Below are 21,878 nucleotides of genomic sequence, written 5' to 3'. Positions count from 1 at the left end.
AATACTTTTCATCACTGAAAATAGTATATAATGTTATACAAGATCATCAGATGACCTGTTCACCTAATCATATATTAATTGGAAGGGGATTCACAATGAAAGTTTCATTATTCGTCACCTGCCTCATCGATTTATTCTATACCAATGCTGGAAAAGCAACGGTGGAGCTATTGAAGCGTTTAGGGTGCGAAATTGACTTTCCGGAAGCGCAAACATGCTGTGGCCAGCCCGCCTATAACAGCGGTTATGTAAAAGAAGCGAAAGAAGCAATGAAACATATGATCCGTACGTTTGAACATGCCGATTATGTTGTCACTCCTTCCGGCTCGTGCGCAACCATGTTGAAAGAATATCCACGCGTTTTCCAAGGAGATCGCGAATGGGAATCGAAGGCGAAAGCACTCGCTGATAAAACGTATGAACTCACCCAATTCATCGTCGACGTGTTGAAGGTGGAGGACGTCGGCGCTAAATTTCAGGGACGCGCAACTTATCATACCTCGTGCCATATGACACGTCTGCTCGGCGTCAAAGAAGCGCCTTTTAAGCTTCTAAAAAATGTAAAGGGATTGGAACTTGTTCCGTTGCCGAATGCCTATCAGTGCTGCGGGTTCGGTGGAACGTTTTCTGTAAAAATGGGAACGATTTCCGAACAAATGGTGGATGAAAAAATTGAACATATCGAAGAAGTAAATGCAGATTATCTAATCGGAGCCGACTGCGGCTGTTTAATGAACATTGGCGGACGTTTAAAGCGGCAAGGGAAGCCAATCAAAGTGATGCACATTGCTGAAGTACTAAACAGCAGATAAAAGGAGGGATTCACATGGCGATGAAAATTGACGGTGCAAATTTCCATGAACGAGTCGAAATAAATCTTCACAACACGTTTATGCGCGGCGCTGTCGCAGGAGCACAAGAACGGCTGCATACAAGACGGCTCGAAGCGGCCGAAGAGCTTGGAAACTGGGAAGAATGGCGCGCACTCGGGGAAGAAATTCGTCAGCATACACTAGAAAACTTAGATTATTATTTAATGCAATTAAGCGAAAACGTTGCCAAACGCGGAGGCCACGTCTTTTTCGCGCAAACCGCAGAAGAAGCAAATGACTATATTCGCAATGTCGTCATTCGGAAAAACGCGAAAAAAATTGTCAAATCAAAATCGATGGTAACGGAAGAAATTAATTTAAATCCTGTGTTGGAAGCAGTGGGCTGTGAAGTCATTGAAACGGATCTTGGCGAATACATTTTGCAAGTGGACGATCACGATCCTCCTTCACACATCGTCGCTCCAGCACTTCATAAAAATAAAGAACAAATTCGCGACGTCTTTCGCGAAAAGCTCGGCTACAAGCAAACGGAAAAACCGGAAGAACTCGCGCTTCATGCCCGCAAAATGCTCCGTCGCGAATACTTAACCGCCGATATCGGCATCACCGGCTGCAACTTTGCCATTGCCGAATCCGGCTCCATTACGCTCGTCACCAATGAAGGAAACGCCGATTTAGTTACCGCCCTTCCAAAAACGCAAATCACCGTCATGGGGATGGAGCGCATTGTCCCGACGTTTGAAGAAATGGAAGTGCTTGTCAGCCTTTTAACGCGGAGTGCTGTCGGACAAAAATTAACGAGCTATATTACGGTATTAACGGGACCACGCGATGATGGCGACGTGGACGGTCCGGAAGAGTTTCATTTAGTCATCGTTGATAACGGCCGCTCCAACATTCTCGGCACAGAGTTTCAGCCGGTATTGCAATGTATTCGCTGCGCTGCCTGCGTCAACGTATGCCCGGTTTATCGCCATATTGGGGGACATTCGTATGGCTCCATTTATTCCGGTCCGATTGGCGCCGTTCTGTCACCGTTGTTAGGAGGATATGACAATTATAAAGAGCTGCCGTACGCCTCCACACTTTGTGCGGCCTGTACAGAAGCGTGCCCAGTCAGAATTCCGCTTCATGAATTGTTGTTAAAACACCGTCAAGTGATCGTTGAGCGCGAAGAAAAAGCGCCGATTTCGGAAAAATTGGCGATGAAAGCGTTCGGTTTAGGCGCTGCTTCACCCTTCCTTTACAAGCTTGGTTCTAAAGTTGCCCCAAGAGCATTGACGCCGTTTACAAAAGACGACCGAATTTCCAAAGGGCCTGGGCCACTGAAAGCATGGACGGAAATTCGCGAGTTTCCTGCGCCAAATAAAGAACGATTCCGCGACTGGTTTCGCGAACATCAAAAAGGAGTTGGAAAATGATGCAGACTGGCATGATTTATAACCGTAACAAGTTTTTGCAAACTGTTGCCAATCGGCTTGGACGCAAACAACGTACAACAGGAGTATCCCGGCCGCATTGGAGCCATCAGCCGCAATGGAGGGTATTTCAAGGTTATAGCCAAGATGATTTATTGAAGGAGTTGAAAGCGCAATGTCCGCGCATTCATACCCAATGCGTTGAAACAACAGCTGTTGAACTAAAAGAAACGTTAAAGGAAGTTGTCGACAAGCATGGGGGAGGCCCGATTGTGACATGGGACGACCCGCGTTTTGATGAATATGGATTAACCCGCTTACTGCGCAACGAATGGCCGAATGAAAACATCGATGTCCACATCTGGGACGCATCTGCCGGCAGAAAAAATATCAACTATGCCGAACAAGCAAACGTCGGTATTACATTCAGTGATATTACGCTTGCCGAATCAGGAACAGTCGTGCTATTTAGCGGAAATGGAAAAGGACGCACCGTCAGCTTTCTGCCAAAAACGTATATTGCCATCATCGCAAAAAGCACGATCGTACCGCGCATGACCCAAGCGGCCGCCTACATTCATGAACAAATCGAAAAAGGGCATCTCATTCCTTCATGCATTAATTTTATCACGGGACCAAGCAATTCGGCCGATATTGAAATGAACTTAGTCGTCGGGGTGCACGGCCCGATGAAAGCCACTTACATTGTCGTTACTGACCGTTAATATGTCTGTTTCCATAATAAACGGGCACGTCCGGAATGAACGTGCCCGTTTTTAATACCCTTTCTGCACATCCACTTTGTTGCAAAGCGGTTCATTCGCTTCAATTCGCTGTAGTGTTTGTAAAAAGCAGTCCACTGCCTCTTCAGCAGATGTCAATGCAGAAATATGCGGGGTGATGATGACGTTCGGATGTTGCCATAACGGCGATTCAGGCGGCAATGGTTCGTTTTCGAAGACATCTAAAACGGCAAGACGAACATTTCGGTTTTCCAACGCATCCCATAATGCCATTTCATCAACAGTTGCCCCCCTGCCTACGTTAATAAAACTAGCATTATTTAAAAGGGCAAAAAACTGTTCGTCAAATAAATGATACGTTTCGTTTGTCAATGGAAGCGCGGCAATGACCCAATCGGCTTTCGGCAACACTTCGCTCGCTTGATCGGTTGGAAATACTTTAACAAAATGCGGTTTCATCTGCCCGCTTCGTGAAATTCCAATCGGTTGAACACCAAACATGCCCAAATAACTAGCCAGCTGCTGTCCGATATGTCCTGTCCCATAAATAACGACACATTGACTTTGCAATGGCTGCGGGGGAATTGGCTTCCACTGCCGCTGTGATTGGTACCATCCATAAACGTCATGACATTGTAAATCGCGAAGCATATAGCTAAGGCAATATTCGCTAATTTGTTTACCGAACGAGCCGACCGTCTTTGTCAGCAACACATCTTCTTTCCACTCTCTATTCCATAAAAATGAATCGACGCCTGCTCCGAGAGAATGCACCCAACGAATGTTGCCAAATTCAAAACGAGGTGCTGGGCGAAACCCGACATATGCGTCCGCCCAAAAAAAGTCGTCTCGACATACCTCATTTTCAGCAACAAAACGAAAATTTTTATTGACCCCCTTTTCTTGCAATAGCTTTGCCATCTCCGAATATAACCGTCCCGTTACTAAAATATTATGAATTTTCATCAACCTTCCTCCTTTACCACCAATCAGTTATGAAAGAAAAAGGGATATCCCCAAATGGAGAAATCCCTCCGTTTACACAATGGTCCCTTCTTTGCTTTCTGCTCTTTTATTTGTTATATATCCAGCAGCTAACACGAAAATCGTTAATCCAGCGCTAACAGCATACGTTAACGTTCCTTCGCGGAAATGAAGAAGCTGCATAAACCCTTCGTCTTCCATCATCATTTTTCCGCCTGTCCATGCCAAAATCCCAGATCCGACATAAGCGATCCAGCGATATTTTTCCATGACTTTCACAATTGCTTTTGACCCGAAAATCATAATCGGAATACTGATCGCCACTCCAAACGCAATCATGCCGATATGTCCTTCTGATGCTCCCGCTACCGCAACGACATTATCCAAACTCATCACCACATCGGCGACAATAATCGTCATAATGGCTTTGAAAAGGCGGTCTGATGACTGAATATGCGTCTCTTCTTCTTTTTCAAGAAGCACTTTATAAGCAATCCAAAGCAATAACAACCCGCCTGCTAAATGGACAAACGGAATTTCTAATAAAAACACAATGACTGTCGCAAATAAAATACGTAAAAGAACCGCACCGCCTGTCCCCCAAAAAATCGCTTTATTTTGCTGGTGCTTCGGCAACTTGCGCGTCGCCATCGCAATGACAACCGCATTATCACCGGATAAAATGATATCAATCGCTATAATCTTAAATAATGCCAACAGCGCTTCCGAAGATATTGTCAAATAAACGCACCTCTTCTCCTTTTCTGAAACTAACTTTTTCCCCTTTTTCTTTCATCTTACCGCAAATGCTCCCTATCAGCAACTTCTCAAAAATCGCAACAAGCAAACCGCCTTATTCAAAAAAGTTAGCTAATTCTGAAATATATAACCAATAACTTTGTAATAAAAGAACACAAAAATAAATTTACATTTATTTCAAAACATGATATCATATTGATATAAAATTGATGTTAAAGGAGCGATGCTCATGAAGGAAACAAAGGCATGGTATATGAACGGGTTTGCTGGGATTATTGGTATTGCTGTATTAGTGGCAGTAGCGATTATTAGTTTGCTTCAGCAGCTAGTCATTATTGCCGCTCTATTCGTTGTTGCCGCCATCGTGTTGGCCAGCGGCATCACCATTGTTCAGCCGAACCAAGCAAAAGTGTTGATTTTCTTTGGCCGCTATTTAGGTACGATTCGCGACAGCGGACTATTTCTTACTGTTCCGCTTACGATTAGGCAAAACGTTTCTTTGCGCGTCCGTAATTTTACCAGCAAAAAATTAAAAGTAAACGATGTTCAAGGCAACCCTATCGAAATTGCCGCTGTTATTGTATTTCGGGTCATTGATTCCGCAAAAGCAGTTTTTGATGTAGATAACTATGAAGAGTTTGTAGAGATTCAAAGTGAGGCAGCCATTCGCCATGTTGCAACGAAATATCCTTATGATACCTTTACCGATGATGATGAAATCACATTACGAGGCAATGCAGATATTATTTCCGATGTCCTTGCCAACGAGTTGCAAGAGCGCCTAAAAGTAGCCGGAGTGGAAGTAATCGAAGCTCGCCTTACTCATCTCGCCTACTCTCCAGAAATTGCAAGCGCGATGTTGCAACGGCAACAAGCAGCCGCGATTTTAGCGGCAAGAAAGAAAATTGTCGAAGGTGCTGTCTCCATGGCGCAAATGGCGATCGAGCAACTTGACAAAGAAGGAATTTTAGAGTTAGATGATGAACGAAAAGCAAACATGGTTAACAATTTAATGGTCGCCATCGTATCCGAACGCGCGACCCAACCGGTGATCAATACCGGAAGTCTATATTAACGGTTGTGGAGTGCTATGGCAAAAAAGAAAAGTTTCCCCTTACGAATCGATCCAGTCTTATACGAAGTCATTGAACGGTGGGCGCACGACGAATTTCGCAGCGTCAATGCTCATATTGAATTTCTATTGCGCGAAGCTGCTAAACGAGCCGGACGACTTACGCAGCGAAAAATAAATACAGACAATCCTCCAGATGAAAGAAGCTAGCATTTCCGATTTAGACGGAATTGCTAGCCTTTTTATTTTTGTCAATTTTGTTTTTGTTTGACGGCGGCGCCTATTCCGATAAAGCAATTGACGTCAGCCGCGCCGCCGCTGTGGATTGCACAGGACCGTACCATATCGAAAATGTGTGGTGTGATTCATTATGCGTGTATACGAATCATCCGTATGCCACCCCATTTCGCGGCTTCGGCCATAGCGAACAAGCTTTTGCCATCGAACGGGCCATCGACTTGCTTGCCGAAAAGCTAGGTATGGACAAATGGGAATTACGGCGAAAAAACGCGATTCGCCCCGGCCACACGACCCCGACACAAGTGTGATTAAACCGAAGCAATGTCGGCAATTTGCCGGCCTGCCTCGATCGTTTGCGCGAGCTAATGAAATGGGACGAATGGCAGCGCATCGAAATCGACGCTTATACCGTACGGGCAAAAGGCATCAGCTGCGCATGGAAAACGTCAACGATTGACACGGATGCGAGCTCCGGAGCCATTTTAACATTCAATCCGGATGGAAGTGTGAATGTAATCTCCGGTGTGGTGGAAATCGGAACAGGAACGAAAAATTTTTATTTGACCGCTACGAACGGGTGCTAAATCCGCAATTGCGCACTTATCGGCCAATTCGCTTTGGCGAACATCCGGAATATATTGTGGAGTTTATCGAAACGCCACAAATCGATGCGCCATACGGATCACGCGGCGCCGGCGAACACGGACTGATCGGCATGCCGGCGGCGCTGGCAAATTCACTATCACTTGCTTCAGGAGTGCCGCTTAACGAACTGCCGCTTATTCCGGAACTGATTTGGCGGAAAAAGAAAGGTGACGCTCATGATTCCATTTGATATGACGTATCATCGTCCTATATCGATTGAAGAAGCGGTTCAGCTATTTGAAGCATTGCAACAGCAAGGAAAAAAGCCTCTCTATTATGGAGGAGGAACGGAAATCATTACACTCTCTCGGCTTCACTTCGTTTCCGCCGATGCAGTGATCGACATTAAACATATTCCTGAATGCCGCACGCTCGAAGTTGGACAACACGAACTCGTCCTTGGAGCGGCATTATCGTTGACAACGATTGAAGAAACAAATCCTTTCCCACTATTAACAAAAACCGCAAGCGAGGTTGCCGACCGGACAGCACGCAACCAAATTACCCTTGGCGGAAATATTTGCGGACAAATTTTTTTCGTGAAGCCGTATTGCCGCTATTATTAGTTGACGGCATCCCCATCAAATCGTGCATGATGCTTGCCATCGAAACAGTTGGAAAAGAGATTACTACGATCGAAGGTCTTCGTAACACGCCGATTCAGCGTGCGTTTATTGAACATTTCGCTTTCCAATGCGGCTATTGCACACCTGGATTTATTATGAACGCCTACGCTTTAACAGAACAGCATCCCGACGCGGACGACAGTACTATTCAAGAATGGCTTGAATCCAATATTTGCCGCTGCACAAGTTATCAAGAAATTGAGGAAGCAGTAAAATCCGTACTAATGGAAAAGCGAAAAAACGAGTAGAGAAGTTTTTCAAAGCTAAAAAACACTCCCGCTTATGAGCAAATATCGCTCTAAAGCGGGAGTGCTTTTTGTTGCATATTTTTTACGCGATTCTTGACTCAAACAAAAAATAGAGTATTCTATATTTGAATAGGCCAATTGTAATAGATAAATATAACTATTTTAGATATCAGAGGGGAGGGGAGATATCGATGACGAGCAATCCCGGCATTTCAAATAAACAAGAGAAAAAAGCATTAATGATTACCAGCATCGCTGTCTTATTTTTTTTAGTCACCATTTTGTTTCGCGATGAACTGTATTTTGTCGCCCAAGCAAAACAATATTTATCCATACACACCATCTTAGAATTCCTCAGCATCACCGTCTCGTTGTCCATTGCGATTCAAGGATGGATGATTTTTCCGCAACATTTATCTAGATATCGCTTATGGTATTCGGGGATATTTCTAATCATCGGCATCATCGACTTACTGCACACGCTTTCGTATAAAGGCATGCCTGGCTTAATCGTTACGGAAAGTTCTACGCAAAAAGCGGCATGGTTTTGGGTTGCCGCTAGATTAACGCAAGGGTGCATGCTGTTTCTGATCATGTTTTTTCCAGATAAACAAGTACAAAGCAGACAAAAAAAGACGGTGTTTATTTTTTCTCTTCTCTATGTATTCGTTATTTCCTACATTATCATTCGCTATGAACAAACACTTCCGCTTCTTGTGATCGATGGGAAAGGCACAACAAATTTCAAAAATTTCTTAGAATACATTGTTATCCTTTTTTATGCTTCCACCGTTTTGATGATGTTGCTTTCTTACAAAAAACAGCCAAAAACGTCTTATCTTGATCTCATCTTAGCGTTTGTATTTTTAGTGTTAAGCGAACTTTTGTTTACACTGTATAAAAACGTGTACGACTTGCAAAATTTTTTAGGCCATTTGTACAAAGGAATCAGTTACATTTATTTTATGAAAGGAATATACATTGCTACAATTAAAGAACCATACGATGCCCAGAAAAAAGCAGAGGAAGAATTGAAAAAACGTGAAAAACATCTAAAAACGATCACCTCGTCATTAGGTGAAGGTGTCATCGTATTAGACAAAGACAAAAAAGTAACTTTTATGAACCAAGAAGCGGAGCGTTTACTCGGTTATCAAAAAAGTGAATTATTAGGAAAAGCATTGTTCAAAAAAATTCATTGCGGCAGTGAAAATCAATGCGATTCCCTCTGTAAATGTCCGATCCATCAGACGATGGAATTAAAAAAAGCATATCGCGTAGAAGAGGATTTTTTTGTGCGAAAAGATGGGACGCTGCTGCCAATTGCTTATGTCTCTACACCGATGATCGACGATAACGGAGAAATAATCGGCTCTGTCGTTGTCTTTCGTGATATTACTGAACGAAAAAAATACAATGAAAAAATTAAATATCAAGCCTACCATGATGCATTAACTGATTTGCCAAATCGCCGCTATTTGATTGAGAAGCTGAAGAACGAACTGAAAAGCGCAGAAAAACATAACAGCCAAATTGCTGTACTGTACTTGGATTTAGACAATTTTAAAAATATTAATGATTCATTTGGCCATGTCATGGGGGATTTACTATTAAAAAACGTGGCGCAACGCTTGACAATGATTCATCCTGATTGCTTTATCGCCCGTTTGGGTGGAGATGAGTTTGCCGTTCTTTTATCCGGAAATTTCAATGTTGAGGAAATCGCTTGCAAAACCATTCAAATATTAAGCCAGCCGATTAAACTGGAAAATAAAGAAGTCTTTGTTACAACAAGCATAGGGATCAGCGTGTATCCAAAAGATGGAGATGACGAAATGACCTTAATCCAACACGCTGATATGGCAATGTATGATGCGAAAAAGAAAGGAAAAAACCAATTTTCATTCTATACGACCAAACTAGAACAACAGAGAACAAGAAAATCAAAAATTGAACAGATGCTTCGCACCGCGATAGAAAGCAAAGAGATTTCTTTATGCTATCAGCCGATTGTTGATACTGTTTCAAAACGGATTATCGGCTTAGAAGCTTTAGTTCGCTGGAACCATCCAGAGATCGGGGAGATTCCGGCAAATGAATTTATCGCAGTTGCAGAAGAAAACGGTCTAATTGTATCGCTTGGCAAGCATATATTAATGACAGCTCTTCACGATTTAAAACATTTGCACGAAATCGGATTTGATCATTTATACGTCAGTGTGAACCTTTCATTACGACAATTGCGGCATCATGACTTTACCTCACTGATCAGTCAATTACTGCAAAAAAAACAAATTGCAAGCAAACTATTTAGAACTAGAAATTACAGAAAATATCGCGCTATGCGACGAAAAAAACGTCATCTATAGCATTCAGAAATTAAAAGATATAGGTGTCCGCATCGCGATTGATGATTTTGGAATCGGCCATTCCTCCATTGGATATTTACGAACCTTTTCCGTTGACACATTGAAAATTGATAAATCATTCATTTTCGATGTAGCAACCAATCCAAATACCGCTCATTTGACGTCTGCGCTTATCACGTTCGCGCATAACTTAAACCTGCAAGTTGTCGCAGAGGGAGTAGAAAAAGCGGAACAGTTACACTTCTTAGAACAACACCATTGCGATAAAATCCAAGGCTATTTATTTAGCCCTCCTGTTTCGTTTGAACAACTCGTTTCGCTTCTTCATAACAGCTCATCACAATGTTGAGCTAATAAAAACAATGAAGACTGCTTTTAGTTGAGATTTTTCCACCTAAAAGCAGCCTTTTTTTATCACTTTACATATTGTTTCTCTTTGATAACAACGCCGCGCTTTGCCATTTCCTTGATGTAGATGTCACCTGGAACGATTTGTTCAGGAGGGTAAACACCTCGTTTTTCGATGATTCCGTTTCCAATCATTTGTGCAACGACAGAAATCGTATTCGCTGTTGTCCGCGCCATTGCGGTAATATTCTTTTTTCGATCTTTAAATGTGACCGTTTCATATTCAAAAATCGTTTCTTTATTATTTTTTATTCCTCCGACAATCACCCTTAACAAGACGACATCCTCTTTATCTTTTAAGTCTAAAAGCGGGGATAATGTTGCTAAAAGCACGTCTCGCGGCTTCACTTTTTGCCCTTTCACTTCCACCTCGTAGTCATTTCTTGTTAAATTTAAATCGACGAGCAACTTAAATTTTTCCGCATGGCCTGGATAGCGGATCGTCTTATATTCTAAACATTCTAATTGCGGATAGGAATAAGATAATGTGGATGTTCCTCCTGATGTATGAAATGCTTCTAGCGGCCCGAACCTATCAAAGTAGATTGTTTCAATCTCTGATAAAGATGGGATTTCTTGCTTCCGTCCATCCCGGATGATGAGAGACGGGTCCGTATAATGATCGAACAATCCTTCCAGTGAAAAGACATGGTTGTATTCTAACGGAGGCTCCGGACGCACAGGAATCCCGCCGACGTATAGTTTAATTGATTTCAATTCATCTAGTTTGCTTGCTCCGTAACCAGATAAAATGTTAATCATTCCCGGTGCCACTCCTAAGTCAGGAATGATCGTCACACCAGCTTGCTTTGCTTTCTCATGCAATTGTAAAATGCGATCCGTAATATGGCCGATATGTCCGCCTAAATCAACGGAATGGACACCGACTTGAATCGCTGTTTTCGCCACCATTTCGTTAAAAATATAAAACAACGCGTTGATGACAACATCGTGTTCGTTCATTAATGCCGCTAGCTTTCTTTCATTCGATGCATCGACTTGTTTGGCCTCGATTTTACTAGAATATAACTGCTGGCAAACTCGCTCCGCTTTTTTTATATCGATATCTGCTATGGTGACGGAAGAAACCTCTTCACTTTGCACTAAATCACGCGCTGCTTCTTTTCCCATCAGTCCAGCTCCAAGCACTAACGCTTTCATGGCATGCTCCCCCTTATTCTTTCGCTGATGAATTCGTTATTCGTCAATATCGATTTGCGCCCGCTGTAATTTACCGCTAAAGTCAATGTAAATACTTTTCCATTCTGTAAATACGTCTAACGCCGCCACCCCGGAATCGCGATGGCCGTTTCCCGTTCCTTTCGTTCCGCCAAACGGCAAATGAATTTCCGCCCCTGTCGTACCTGCGTTCACATATACAATTCCTGTATCCAAATCACGCATTGCGGTAAACACTTTATTCACGTCGCGAGTGAAAATAGAACTAGATAATCCGTAGTCGACGCTATTGTTCACTTCAATCGCTTCTTCTAAGCTTTTCACAGGAATAATAGAAGCGACTGGACCGAAAATTTCTTCCCGCGCGATCCGCATATTTGGCATTACATCCGTAAAGAGCGTCGGAGCGTAATAGTATCCTTTGTTATATTCTCCTTCTTGCAAAATATACCCACCTGTCAATAGTTTTGCTCCTTCTTCTTTACCGATTTGCACATATCGGTCAATTTTTTGTAACGCTTTTTCATTGATAACTGGTCCAACTTTTACATTTTCATCTAAGCCATTCCCGATTGTTAGAGTTCGCATCGCCTCTAGCAGTCTATTTTCTAATTCTTTTTTTATACTTTCATGGGCAATAATTCGGCTGCACGCGGTACATCTTTGTCCAGAAGTGCCAAAAGCGCTCCATAAAATTCCTTCTACCGCTAAAGATAAGTCCGCATCGTCCATCACGATCACCGCATTTTTTCCGCCCATTTCGAGTGACACTTTTTTCAAGCTTCGGCCGCATTTTTCCGCAATTTTTCTGCCTACTTCATTGGATCCGGTAAAGGAAATCACCCGTACATCAGGATGTTCGACAAGCGCGTTCCCCGTTGTCGGACCGTCACCATTGACGACATTAAATACTCCTTTTGGCAATCCAGCTTCTTCAAAAATTTTTGCTAATTCCTGCGCCATAAACGGCGTTTCCAACGCTGGCTTCCAAACGACCGCATTACCGGCTACAATGGCAGGGAACGATTTCCATGTGGCGATCGCAATCGGAAAGTTCCATGGAGTAATAATGCCAACGACTCCTACAGGGGCACGGACACTCATCGCAAATTTATCTTTTAATTCGGAAGGAGTCGTATCTCCGAATAATCGTCTTCCCTCTCCCGCCATATAAAACGCCATATCAATTCCTTCCTGTACTTCTCCGCGAGCTTCTTCAATGACTTTTCCCATTTCCATGGTTAACATTCTTGCTAATTGTTCTTTTCGTTCCTTCAACAAATATCCTACTTTATATAACACTTCGGCGCGTTTCGGCGCGGGTTCAAGCGCCCACTTTTTTTGCGCAGCCTTTGCCGCTTTTACCGCCGCGCCCACATCCGCTTCAATCGAAACCGTCACTTCTCCAATCGCATCTCCTGTCGCCGGATTAATGACCGGAGCGAATTGTTTGCTGCTCGATTCTTTCCACTCGCCATTAATAAAATTCAATACTTTCATCAACGGAGTTCCTCCTTGCTCTTTACTTTCTATTAAAAATTTATGCATCCATGATGGTTGCTATTAATCAAATGAAATGATTATATAGAATCCACCCGCTTCCGCAATTGTTCAATTGTAGAAGTGACCGAAATTTGATTTGGATCCGTCAGTACTTCTATGACCGTAGGTTTCTTTGCATGGAGAGATTGAAGAAGCGCTTCGGTAAATTGCTGTTCCGTTTCTACTTGAATGCCGTTGCCATTTAAGCATTTAGCCAATTCCGCAAATGATACATTCCCTAAATCTGTTCCGATGACTCGCTTTGGAAAATGCAGTTCTTGATGCATCCGGATCGTTCCATACATGCGGTTATTAAAAACAACACTAATAATAGGAATTTCATATCTAGCAGCTGTTTCTAACTCCTGCACTGTCATCATAAAACCGCCGTCTCCTGATAGTGAAACTACCACACGGTCGGGATATGCTAGTTTGGCACCGATGGCGGCCGGCATGCCATATCCCATCGCTCCGGATGTCGGGCCGATATACGTATGTTTTTCCGTAAATTGAAAAAAGGAATGCAGCCAACCAGCAAAATTTCCTGCATCATTGGTGATGATCGCACCTTGCGGCAAATGTTCTTGTAGACTAGCAATCACGGATTCATTCACATTTCGTTTTTCCATTGGGAGTGTTGATGCTTGTTCGTATATTTTTCGTCTCGATGTTGCCCAGTCATGCCAAAATGGCTGAATATCGATTTCAAGCAGTTTCGAAAGCGCTTCCTTGCAATCAGCTATGATTGCCGCTTTTGGCAGGTATACTTTTCCCAATTCATTTGCATCGATATCAATATGAATCAGCGTTTGTCCTGCTGATAGCAAGCGGTAGTCTTGTGTCGTCACTTCCGATAATCTCGTTCCAATCGCTATAATGACGTCCGCTTGTTTTACTGTCTCAATAATCCCTTTTGACGTTCCTAAACCGAGATGTCCGACATATAATGGGTGATCGTTTGGAAATACATCATGTCTTCGGAAAGAGACAGAAACAGGTATCGTAAACTTCTCAGCAAACAAAAGCAATTCTCGTTCCGCTTTCGAAAGTTTCACTCCCCCTCCGGCAATCACGACAGGCCGTTTGGCGTTTTGTAAAATGTCTTGAACACGCAAAATATCTTGTTGGCTTGGGGCGGGTTTTGGAACGATTGTTTTTGGAAAAATAACTTCATCTATCTTTGCGAGAAATACGTCTTCCGGAAGCGATACGACAACAGGCCCCGGTCTTCCTGTTTGCGCAACACGAAACGCCCGTTGAACAAGTTCAGGGATTCGCTTCGCATCTTTGATTTCTACCGCCCATTTTGCAATCGGCTGGAAAAATTGCTCTAAATCGACTTCTTGAAACCCTTCTCTGCCAAGAAAATCGTTGTGCACTTGGCCTAAAAAAACGACCATCGGCGTCGAATCTTGCTTTGCCGTATGGACACCAATCGCCAAATTCGCGCCTCCGACTCCTCTTGTCGCCAGCACCACTCCCGGTTTTCCTGTCGCTTTCGCGTAGCCCTCCGCCATAAAAGAGGCGCCTCCCTCATGACGAGCAGAAATAAGCTGAATGGAAGGTTCATCAAAAATAGCGTCCATTAGCGGCAAATAACTTTCTCCCGGCACGCAAAACACGTGGGAAATTTCTTCGCTTTTCAAACAATGGACAATCGCCTTCGCCGCCGTAATTTTGCCCTTTTCCTGTTTCACCGCTTCTACTCCTCCCAATTTACTTGTTTGAGTCGATCGGCCACTTGTTGCAAACGTTCCATCGAAACGGAAAGCGATAACCGAACATATCCTTCTCCTGATGGACCAAACGCTGTTCCTGGCGTGACAATTACTCCTGCTTCTTCCAGCAATTTAGTCGCAAATTGTTCAGAAGAGTATCCTTTTAAAACAGGTATCCATAGGAAAAACGTCGCCTTCGGGGGATGAACATTTATGCCAAGCGAACGCAAAGCTTTTACCATCATATTCATCCGCTGTTCATATATTCGATTGTTTTCTTTGACCGCTTCATGATCGCTTATTAACGCTGCCGCTGCCGCTTTTTGAATCGGAATAAACTGGCAAGTATCAATATTGCTTTTGATAATCGACAGTGCTTTAATCATATCGCGGTTTCCAACAATATACCCGATTCGGCAGCCGGCCATATTGTAACTTTTCGACAACGAACCAAACTCCACCGCTACTTCTTTTGCCCCGTTTACTTGCAAAATGCTTGGAGCTTTAAATCCTTGAAACGTAACAAAAGAATAAGCTGAATCATGAGCAATGAAAATACGATATTGTTTCGCAATCGAAACAGCTTCGGCAAACGTATCGATTTCGACAGTCTCAGCTGTTGGATTGCTAGGGTAATTTAAAAACATTAATTTCGCATCCCGATAAATTCCTGAAGGAACGCTCGAAAAAATCGGCTTATATCCGTTTTCCGAATCAAGCGGCAAACGAACGATTTTTCCTCTTGCTAAATGTACAGCTGTGCTATAAACCGGATAGCCAGGGTCTGGAACTAACACGGTCTCCCCTGGATGAAGAATCGCTTGTAATAAATGGACAATTCCTTCCTTTGAACCGATTAATGCCAACACTTCTGTATCTGGGTCTAACTCTACGCCATATTCCCGTTGATAAAAGAGCGCAACCGCTTCTCTATACTCTCGGCACCCGGCATATGGAGAATACGTAAAATTTTTAGGATTATCCAGCTCTTCCTTTAATTTCTCCACCACAAAAGCAGGCGGCGGCAAATCGGGCGCCCCTATCCCTAAATCGATCACATCTACTCCTTTTTTCATTAGTTCTTCTTTCTTTTGCTGAAAAACAGAGAACAAATATGGCGGCATGGTTCTTATGATGTCAGAATAAACGTCCATACGTATCCCCTCACATCCATTAAATGGTCCTTTCCCTCTTACTCTATGCTTCTCATTGGCTATTTAACTCTTTTTCGAAAACGGTTGTAAAAAATCAAGAAAACAAAAACGGCCAGTATAATCACGTAATGATTAAACTGGCCGATGTCTATTTTTACAAACCGCCGGCAAAGACGGTGGAAATAGACTACGCAGTTTTATATTTAGGGGGCTCAGCTAGGCCGTATCCCCATGGAAACATATTTTAATTCCACAAATTCAAAAATGCCCTCTTTTCCTCCTTCTTTTCCTAGCCCCGATTGTTTCACACCGCCAAACGGTGCTTCCGCTACGGCTGGAAAGACGTCATTAATGCCAATAATTCCATACTCCAGCTTCTCCATGACTCGATACGCGCGATGAATCGAATCCGTAAAAATATAAGCTGCTAGCCCATATGGCGTATCATTCGCCTGACGAATCGCCTCCTCTTCCTCCTCAAACGGCTGCAGCGGCAGAAGCGGACCGAACGTCTCTTCATTCATTACTCTCATCTCTTTCGTAACGTTCACTAACAAGGTCGGTTCAAAGAAGTATCCTGGATACGGGCCATCCCATCTCTTTCCGCCGTAAACGACCGAAGCTCCTTTTTGTACAGCATCCTCTAAATGCCGCTGCACTTTTTGCACTGCCTCTTCATTAATTAGCGGCCCGATATCCGCCGTTTCTTTTGCGCCAATGTCAATCGATAAACGGCGTACTTTCTCCTTTAGTTTTTCGAGAAAATCATCCCAAATCGTTTTTTGCACATATACGCGGTTCGCACAAATACACGTTTGCCCGCAATTGCGAAACTTGCTGGCAAGCGTCATCTCGGCCGCCAAATCAAGATCGGCATCATCAAATACGATAATCGGCGCATGGCCGCCTAGTTCTAAAGAAAGTTTTTTTACATGATCCGCGCTTCCTTTCATCAACAACTTGCCGACCTCCGTAGAACCCGTAAACGTAATAAGCCGTACATCAGGATGGTTCATCCAGCACTGTCCGATTGAAACCGCATCGCCAGTAACGAGATTGACAACTCCTTTTGGAATCCCTACTTCTTCTAATATTTTTACAATCTGATAAGCGGTTAACGGCGTTTCTGGAGCCGGTTTTAATACAACGGTGCACCCTGCCGCAAGTGCTGGCGCTAACTTTCTTGTAATCATCGAAGCCGGGAAATTCCACGGAGTAATGGCAGCGACAACGCCGATCGGCTGCGGAATGACCATTAGCCGTTTATGTTTATTGGACGAAAATAAAAATCTGATTGTAAATAATCACTAGACATTTTTTTATTGTTATCCATCATGCACCATATCCCGCCGCAACCAATCAAATAAACTTTTTCATGAAATATATTTCATGAAATATATATAAAAAAACTTAAAAGAAATGACTAAAAACAAAAATAAAAAGGCTAATTCATTTCCCGATTTCCGTCCTGCAAAACGGGAGATGAATTAGCTATATATTTGACAATCCCCTTAATAATATAAAATCTCTATATAATGGCATTTGACACATTTTCGCATAAACGGTGTCTCAAAAAATGAATGCTGGCAATTTTTTTGAATATGGGCAATTTGTTGTTCCAATTTAAGAATTTTCTCCTTCAATTCGGCAATTTCCTTTTGCAATTCTTGAACATCATCGATAGAGAGATGAGCCATTTTCGACAAACTCCTTCGCTTTTTGTTTCATCCCTTCTTCCCTCACCGTTTTTTGTAGCTCATGTGAAATTTTCATCGAGCAAAACTTCGGCCCGCACATCGAACAAAAGTGCGCGACTTTCGCCCCTTCCGCCGGCAATGTTTCATCATGATATTCCCGAGCGCGATCTGGATCAAGCGAAAGGTTGAACTGATCGTTCCAACGAAACTCAAAACGCGCTTTTGATAACGCGTCATCCCGCCGTTGCGCTCCCGGGTGCCCTTTGGCTAAATCGGCCGCGTGTGCTGCGATTTTATAAGCGATCACTCCTTCGCGCACATCATCTTTATTCGGCAGCCCTAAATGCTCTTTCGGCGTCACGTAACAAAGCATCGCCGTTCCGTACGCGCCGATGATCGCCGCTCCGATCGCGGATGTAATGTGGTCATATCCCGGCGCGATATCGGTCGTAAGCGGTCCTAATGTGTAAAATGGCGCACCTTTGCAAATTTCGATTTGCTTATCGACATTTTCTTTAATTTTATGCATCGGCACATGCCCTGGTCCTTCAATCATCACTTGCACATCATGTTTCCACGCGATTTCTGTTAATTCTCCGAGCGTCTCCAATTCAGCAAACTGCGCTTCGTCATTCGCATCGGCAATCGAGCCTGGGCGCAGCCCGTCTCCAAGCGATACTGCAATATCGTACGTTTTCAAAATCTCGCATATTTCTTCAAAATGCGTGTATAAGAAGTTTTCTTCATGGTGGGCTAAACACCATTGCGCCATAATCGAGCCGCCGCGCGAAACAATGCCAGTTGTTCGGTTTACGGTCATCGGTATGTAGCGAAGCAGCACCCCCGCGTGAATCGTAAAATAGTCCACTCCTTGTTCCGCTTGTTCGATGAGCGTATCACGGTAAATTTCCCACGTTAAGTCTTCGACGACGCCGTTCACTTTTTCGAGCGCTTGATAAATCGGAACCGTCCCGACAGGCACAGGGGAATTGCGAATAATATATTCTCGTGTCGCATGAATGTGTTTTCCCGTCGATAAGTCCATAATCGTGTCTGCTCCCCAGCGCACCGCCCAAAGCATTTTTTCGACTTCTTCTTCAATGGATGATATGACTGCGGAATTGCCAATATTCGCATTAATTTTTACATGAAAACGACTCCCAATAATCATCGGTTCACTTTCCGGATGGTTAATATTCGAAGGAATAATCGCTCTGCCTGCGGCAACTTCTTGACGCACGATTTCCGGATCTATATTTTCGCGAATCGCAACAAATTCCATCTCCGGCGTAATAATCCCTCGTTTTGCGTAATGCATTTGTGTCACAGTTTTTCCTTTTTTTGCGCGCAGCGGTTTTCTCTCGAAAGGCAGAGTAATCTCTGATTGCTTCCCATTACGGAATCCGTTATCTTCCGGTTTCACTGGACGCCCCTCGTATTCTTCAACGTCGCCCCTTTCTAAAATCCAGCGTTTTCTTAGCGGCGGCAATCCTTTTTGAATGTCCGGCTGAAAATCAGGATCGGTGTAAGGACCGCTTGTGTCATAAACACGAACAGGTTCATTTTCGATGATTCCTGTTTCTGTCTTTGTTGGACTTAACGTAATTTCTCTCATCGGAACACGAATATCCGGTCTTGAACCTTCGACATACACCTTTTTACTCGCAGGAAATTGCATAAAAGATTTGATGTTTTGCATGTAACTCCTCCTAGTTACTAAAATCTATAAAAATCGACTCATCGCGATGGAACCAGCAAAACAGCTTGCCGCTCAGGAAACACCTGAGTTCCATCAGAAGGGAATTCCCCTTGTCATTCACCCGCTGTGAAAGACACCCCGTGGATCGCTTGTCAGCGACGGCATCTGTCGTGCACCATTCCTTCCATCGGTCAGTACACGACAACGATTTTAGTAACCAGGTCTACACCTCCTTAAAATAATAGTGAGGACCTGAAGTTACACCAAAACGCGGGGCAGAGATAGGAGAATATATGCGGAAATAAAAATCGGGTTCTCTAAGAGAACCCGACGGAACGCAAATAGCGAAATGTACGCAACAAACGCATACACTCCCGCTATCTACTTCCCTACGCTGGTATAACCCAGATCAGGTTCAAAGGGTCAAAGAACTTAAGCGCGTTCTTTTCTCAGTCCAAGCTATTGGACTCCCCTAGTAGATAAGCGACAAACTTATTTAATTTTTCTTAATATTAACATACTTATAAAGCAATGTAAATACGCTTCCTTATACGGTGAACCGTTTTAACATTGTTTGCATATTTTCTGCCATTTTGCTTAACGATGATGCCGATGAAGCAATTTCCTCCATCGATGCCATTTGTTCTTGTGTTGCCGCCGAAACATTCGCTGATCCAGAAGAAGTTTGTTCCACAATCTCCGTCATATGTCCAATGGAAGCGGCCACCCGTTGCACGTTTTCTGTCATTTGCTCGATCGCTGTGGATACTTGTTCGATTTGGGCATTGACTTCGCCGATGGATTGGCGGATTTGTTCAAACGACTGTCCAGCCGTTTGCACAACATCAAGCCCTTGCGATACTTCGCTAACTACGGTTTCCATCGATTCGATCGCTTTTTCCGTTTCTTCTTGGATATAGCCGATCAGCTGCGAAATTTGCTGTGCGGATTGAGCAGACTGTTCCGCCAATTTGCGAACTTCATCCGCCACAACGGCGAACCCTTTTCCTTGTTCTCCAGCTCTTGCCGCCTCAATCGCCGCATTTAAGGCAAGTAAATTCGTTTGCGAAGCAATTCCTGTAATCACCTGCGTAATCTGGCCGATTTCATTCGAACGCTCTCCAAGCGCTTTAATAACTTGTCCAAGTGATTGGACATGGTCATAAATAAACTGCATCTGCTCTTCCATTTGCGAAATCGACTGTTTTCCCGATTGCGCTTTTGCCGATGTTTCATTTACGTTCGTAGACACGCACTTCGTATTCGCAGCCACTTGCATAAGCGTATCGGAGATATCGTTCATCGCTGACGATGTTTCTTGCGCCGTTTTCACTTGCTGTTCCGAACTTGAGGCAATTATCTCCATTGTTGACGCAATTTGCTCCGTTGCTTTCGTCGTCTGTTCCGCAATGGCGGTTAACTGTCCGGAAAATTGCGTCATCTCATCGGAATGGCGTTGAACGTTGGCGATGACTTCTTGCCACGCTTGGGCCATTTTATTGAGCGAAACGGCAATCGGTTTTAACTGTCTCACTTCATCCATAGGAACACGCGCCGATAAATCTCCATTGGTCATCTTATCTAAATGCTGATTGATAATAGCGATCGGGGCAATAAATCGACGATAGTTTAATATCGCAGAAACGACTCCGACTACAGCCCCAAATAATATAGTCGCAACAAGCGTCCACCAAAACGCCGCGCCGCTAATGCCATTCGCCATACATACACCAAGGCCGATGAGAACGGTGCCAGGTATGACAATGAACATCGTGCGTAAAATATAACTATGCAGCGTCAACCTTTTTCCCACCTTTTTTCTAATATTAAAGAATCTTACTATTAATTATATCGGATATATTCACCTCTTTTTTATATTTCTAGTATAATATTACAAAACATAAAACAAACCGTTACCCTTTTTCATTACTACTTACTCTGCTCTTTTTCAAACACATAAAATGCCTATCCGAAACGAATAGGCATTTTCCTTACTTTCCATATAATAACAATTGTGCGATGCCAATAAAATATTCTGACTCACGAATAATATGGTTCAGCACTACTTTTGCCGTTGGATTTTTGCTCACTGCTTTGCTTTCCGTTTTTATTTGTTGACACAGCTTAATAAAATCAAGACTTTGCTGCAAACAATGAGACACTAGCTGCAACACTTGCTGGTAAAGCTGATAAGGAACGTAATATCCTGCGCGAACGACCGATTCAATAAAACGCACTACTTGCTGATGTGTTGCAGAAAGCGCCTCTTCCCATTTTTTCAACGCTTCGACATAAGCCGGCTCTAAACCGCTAACAAGCTCCCGAATAACGACCGTATGCTCCTCTTCTTGATGTTTCCAAAATTCCGCTTCGTCTAAAATACGCAGCGGCATTTGCTGGCCATAGTAAAATTGCATGAACATCCCCCCCATATTGCATGATATGGGGGAAAATGAAAAAGTATGAATACACAAACAAGTGTTCCTGTAATTCACCATAAAAAACGGGCATCCCCTTCTTAGACACCCGTTCTTTATGATCAAT

Annotated in this window: 15 protein-coding genes, 5 pseudogenes and 1 riboswitch; of the genes and pseudogenes, 9 read left to right on the top strand and 11 right to left on the bottom strand. The window is 43.3% G+C overall.

The genetic code is table 11. The annotated features are described in order from the left end of the window. Window positions 1–95: 95 nt before the first annotated feature. Genes DER53_RS06590 through DER53_RS06580 form a run of 3 tightly spaced genes read left to right on the top strand, consistent with a single transcriptional unit; the run spans window position 96 to window position 2,976 of the window. A complete protein-coding gene (locus DER53_RS06590; RefSeq protein ID WP_062754895.1) occupies window positions 96–812 on the top strand; it encodes a (Fe-S)-binding protein in 717 nt (238 codons plus the stop codon). Window positions 813–826: 14 nt separating this feature from the next. After that, on the top strand, window positions 827–2,254 hold the full coding sequence (locus tag DER53_RS06585; RefSeq protein WP_062754897.1) for a LutB/LldF family L-lactate oxidation iron-sulfur protein: 1,428 nt from the start codon (window positions 827–829) through the stop codon (window positions 2,252–2,254). Continuing rightward, window positions 2,254–2,976, top strand: a complete 723-nt coding sequence (locus DER53_RS06580) for a LutC/YkgG family protein (RefSeq protein WP_062679354.1) — start codon at window positions 2,254–2,256, stop codon at window positions 2,974–2,976. The genes DER53_RS06585 and DER53_RS06580 overlap by 1 nt, the downstream gene beginning before the upstream one ends. 51 nt (window positions 2,977–3,027) lie before the next feature. Here the strand turns inward: DER53_RS06580 and DER53_RS06575 are convergent, their stop codons facing one another. Next, window positions 3,028–3,960: a D-2-hydroxyacid dehydrogenase gene (locus DER53_RS06575; RefSeq protein WP_062754898.1), complete on the bottom strand. Its 933-nt coding sequence runs from the start codon at window positions 3,958–3,960 to the stop codon at window positions 3,028–3,030. A gap of 72 nt (window positions 3,961–4,032) precedes the next feature. Continuing rightward, window positions 4,033–4,719: a TerC family protein gene (locus tag DER53_RS06570; RefSeq protein ID WP_062754899.1), complete on the bottom strand. Its 687-nt coding sequence runs from the start codon at window positions 4,717–4,719 to the stop codon at window positions 4,033–4,035. 247 nt (window positions 4,720–4,966) lie between these two features. On the opposite strand from DER53_RS06570, the gene DER53_RS06565 reads away from it, so the two are divergent. The 6 genes and pseudogenes from DER53_RS06565 to DER53_RS06540 all read left to right on the top strand — a co-directional run bounded on the left by DER53_RS06565 (window position 4,967) and on the right by DER53_RS06540 (window position 10,286). Next, on the top strand, window positions 4,967–5,812 hold the full coding sequence (locus tag DER53_RS06565) for an SPFH domain-containing protein (RefSeq protein WP_062754900.1): 846 nt from the start codon (window positions 4,967–4,969) through the stop codon (window positions 5,810–5,812). 15 nt (window positions 5,813–5,827) lie between these two features. After that, the gene (locus tag DER53_RS06560; protein ID WP_062754901.1) at window positions 5,828–6,019 is read left to right on the top strand and encodes a type II toxin-antitoxin system antitoxin; all 192 of its coding nucleotides are present in this window, start codon (window positions 5,828–5,830) and stop codon (window positions 6,017–6,019) included. Between the two features lie 44 nt (window positions 6,020–6,063). Then, window positions 6,064–6,884 (top strand): annotated as a pseudogene (locus tag DER53_RS06555) (xanthine dehydrogenase family protein molybdopterin-binding subunit); the annotation flags it as partial. Next, a pseudogene (locus DER53_RS06550) lies at window positions 6,871–7,265 on the top strand (FAD binding domain-containing protein); the annotation flags it as partial. The pseudogenes DER53_RS06555 and DER53_RS06550, both read left to right, overlap by 14 nt. Then, window positions 7,254–7,568: pseudogene (locus DER53_RS06545) on the top strand ((2Fe-2S)-binding protein); the annotation flags it as partial. The pseudogenes DER53_RS06550 and DER53_RS06545, both read left to right, overlap by 12 nt. A 191-nt stretch (window positions 7,569–7,759) precedes the next feature. After that, a pseudogene (locus tag DER53_RS06540) lies at window positions 7,760–10,286 on the top strand (bifunctional diguanylate cyclase/phosphodiesterase). Between the two features lie 65 nt (window positions 10,287–10,351). On the opposite strand, the gene DER53_RS06535 reads toward DER53_RS06540, so the two are convergent. The 9 genes and pseudogenes from DER53_RS06535 to DER53_RS06495 all read right to left on the bottom strand — a co-directional run bounded on the left by DER53_RS06535 (window position 10,352) and on the right by DER53_RS06495 (window position 21,751). After that, a complete protein-coding gene (locus tag DER53_RS06535) occupies window positions 10,352–11,506 on the bottom strand; it encodes a saccharopine dehydrogenase family protein (protein WP_062754907.1) in 1,155 nt (384 codons plus the stop codon). A gap of 36 nt (window positions 11,507–11,542) precedes the next feature. Next, window positions 11,543–13,024 carry an aldehyde dehydrogenase family protein gene (locus tag DER53_RS06530; protein ID WP_062754909.1) on the bottom strand — a complete coding sequence of 494 codons (1,482 nt, stop codon included), beginning with the start codon at window positions 13,022–13,024 and terminating at the stop codon, window positions 11,543–11,545. Between the two features lie 80 nt (window positions 13,025–13,104). Then, the gene (locus tag DER53_RS06525) at window positions 13,105–14,742 is read right to left on the bottom strand and encodes a thiamine pyrophosphate-binding protein (protein ID WP_121910072.1); all 1,638 of its coding nucleotides are present in this window, start codon (window positions 14,740–14,742) and stop codon (window positions 13,105–13,107) included. Window positions 14,743–14,768: 26 nt separating this feature from the next. Further along, a complete protein-coding gene (locus DER53_RS06520; RefSeq protein ID WP_062754913.1) occupies window positions 14,769–15,938 on the bottom strand; it encodes an aminotransferase class I/II-fold pyridoxal phosphate-dependent enzyme in 1,170 nt (389 codons plus the stop codon). Window positions 15,939–16,150: 212 nt separating this feature from the next. Then, window positions 16,151–17,218: pseudogene (locus tag DER53_RS06515) on the bottom strand (NAD-dependent succinate-semialdehyde dehydrogenase); the annotation flags it as partial. Window positions 17,219–17,449: 231 nt separating this feature from the next. Beyond that, on the bottom strand, window positions 17,450–17,635 hold the full coding sequence (locus tag DER53_RS06510) for a hypothetical protein (protein WP_012749112.1): 186 nt from the start codon (window positions 17,633–17,635) through the stop codon (window positions 17,450–17,452). Next, a complete protein-coding gene (gene thiC / locus DER53_RS06505) occupies window positions 17,613–19,334 on the bottom strand; it encodes a phosphomethylpyrimidine synthase ThiC (protein ID WP_062754914.1) in 1,722 nt (573 codons plus the stop codon). Before thiC ends, DER53_RS06510 begins: the two co-directional genes overlap by 23 nt. Before the next feature lie 369 nt (window positions 19,335–19,703). After that, a riboswitch (TPP riboswitch) is annotated at window positions 19,704–19,818 on the bottom strand. 63 nt (window positions 19,819–19,881) lie between these two features. Next, complete coding sequence (locus tag DER53_RS06500) at window positions 19,882–21,135, bottom strand: methyl-accepting chemotaxis protein (RefSeq protein ID WP_062754916.1); 1,254 nt, start codon at window positions 21,133–21,135, stop codon at window positions 19,882–19,884. 190 nt (window positions 21,136–21,325) lie between these two features. Next, complete coding sequence (locus DER53_RS06495) at window positions 21,326–21,751, bottom strand: DUF2935 domain-containing protein (protein WP_062679323.1); 426 nt, start codon at window positions 21,749–21,751, stop codon at window positions 21,326–21,328. Window positions 21,752–21,878: the final 127 nt, after the last annotated feature.

The sequence above is a fragment of the Parageobacillus toebii NBRC 107807 genome, from assembly GCF_003688615.2.
In the GTDB taxonomy this organism is placed as follows: domain Bacteria; phylum Bacillota; class Bacilli; order Bacillales; family Anoxybacillaceae; genus Parageobacillus_B; species Parageobacillus_B toebii.
The sequence above is the reverse complement of the archived record's forward strand: the minus strand, read 5'-3'. Positions and strand labels throughout refer to the sequence as shown.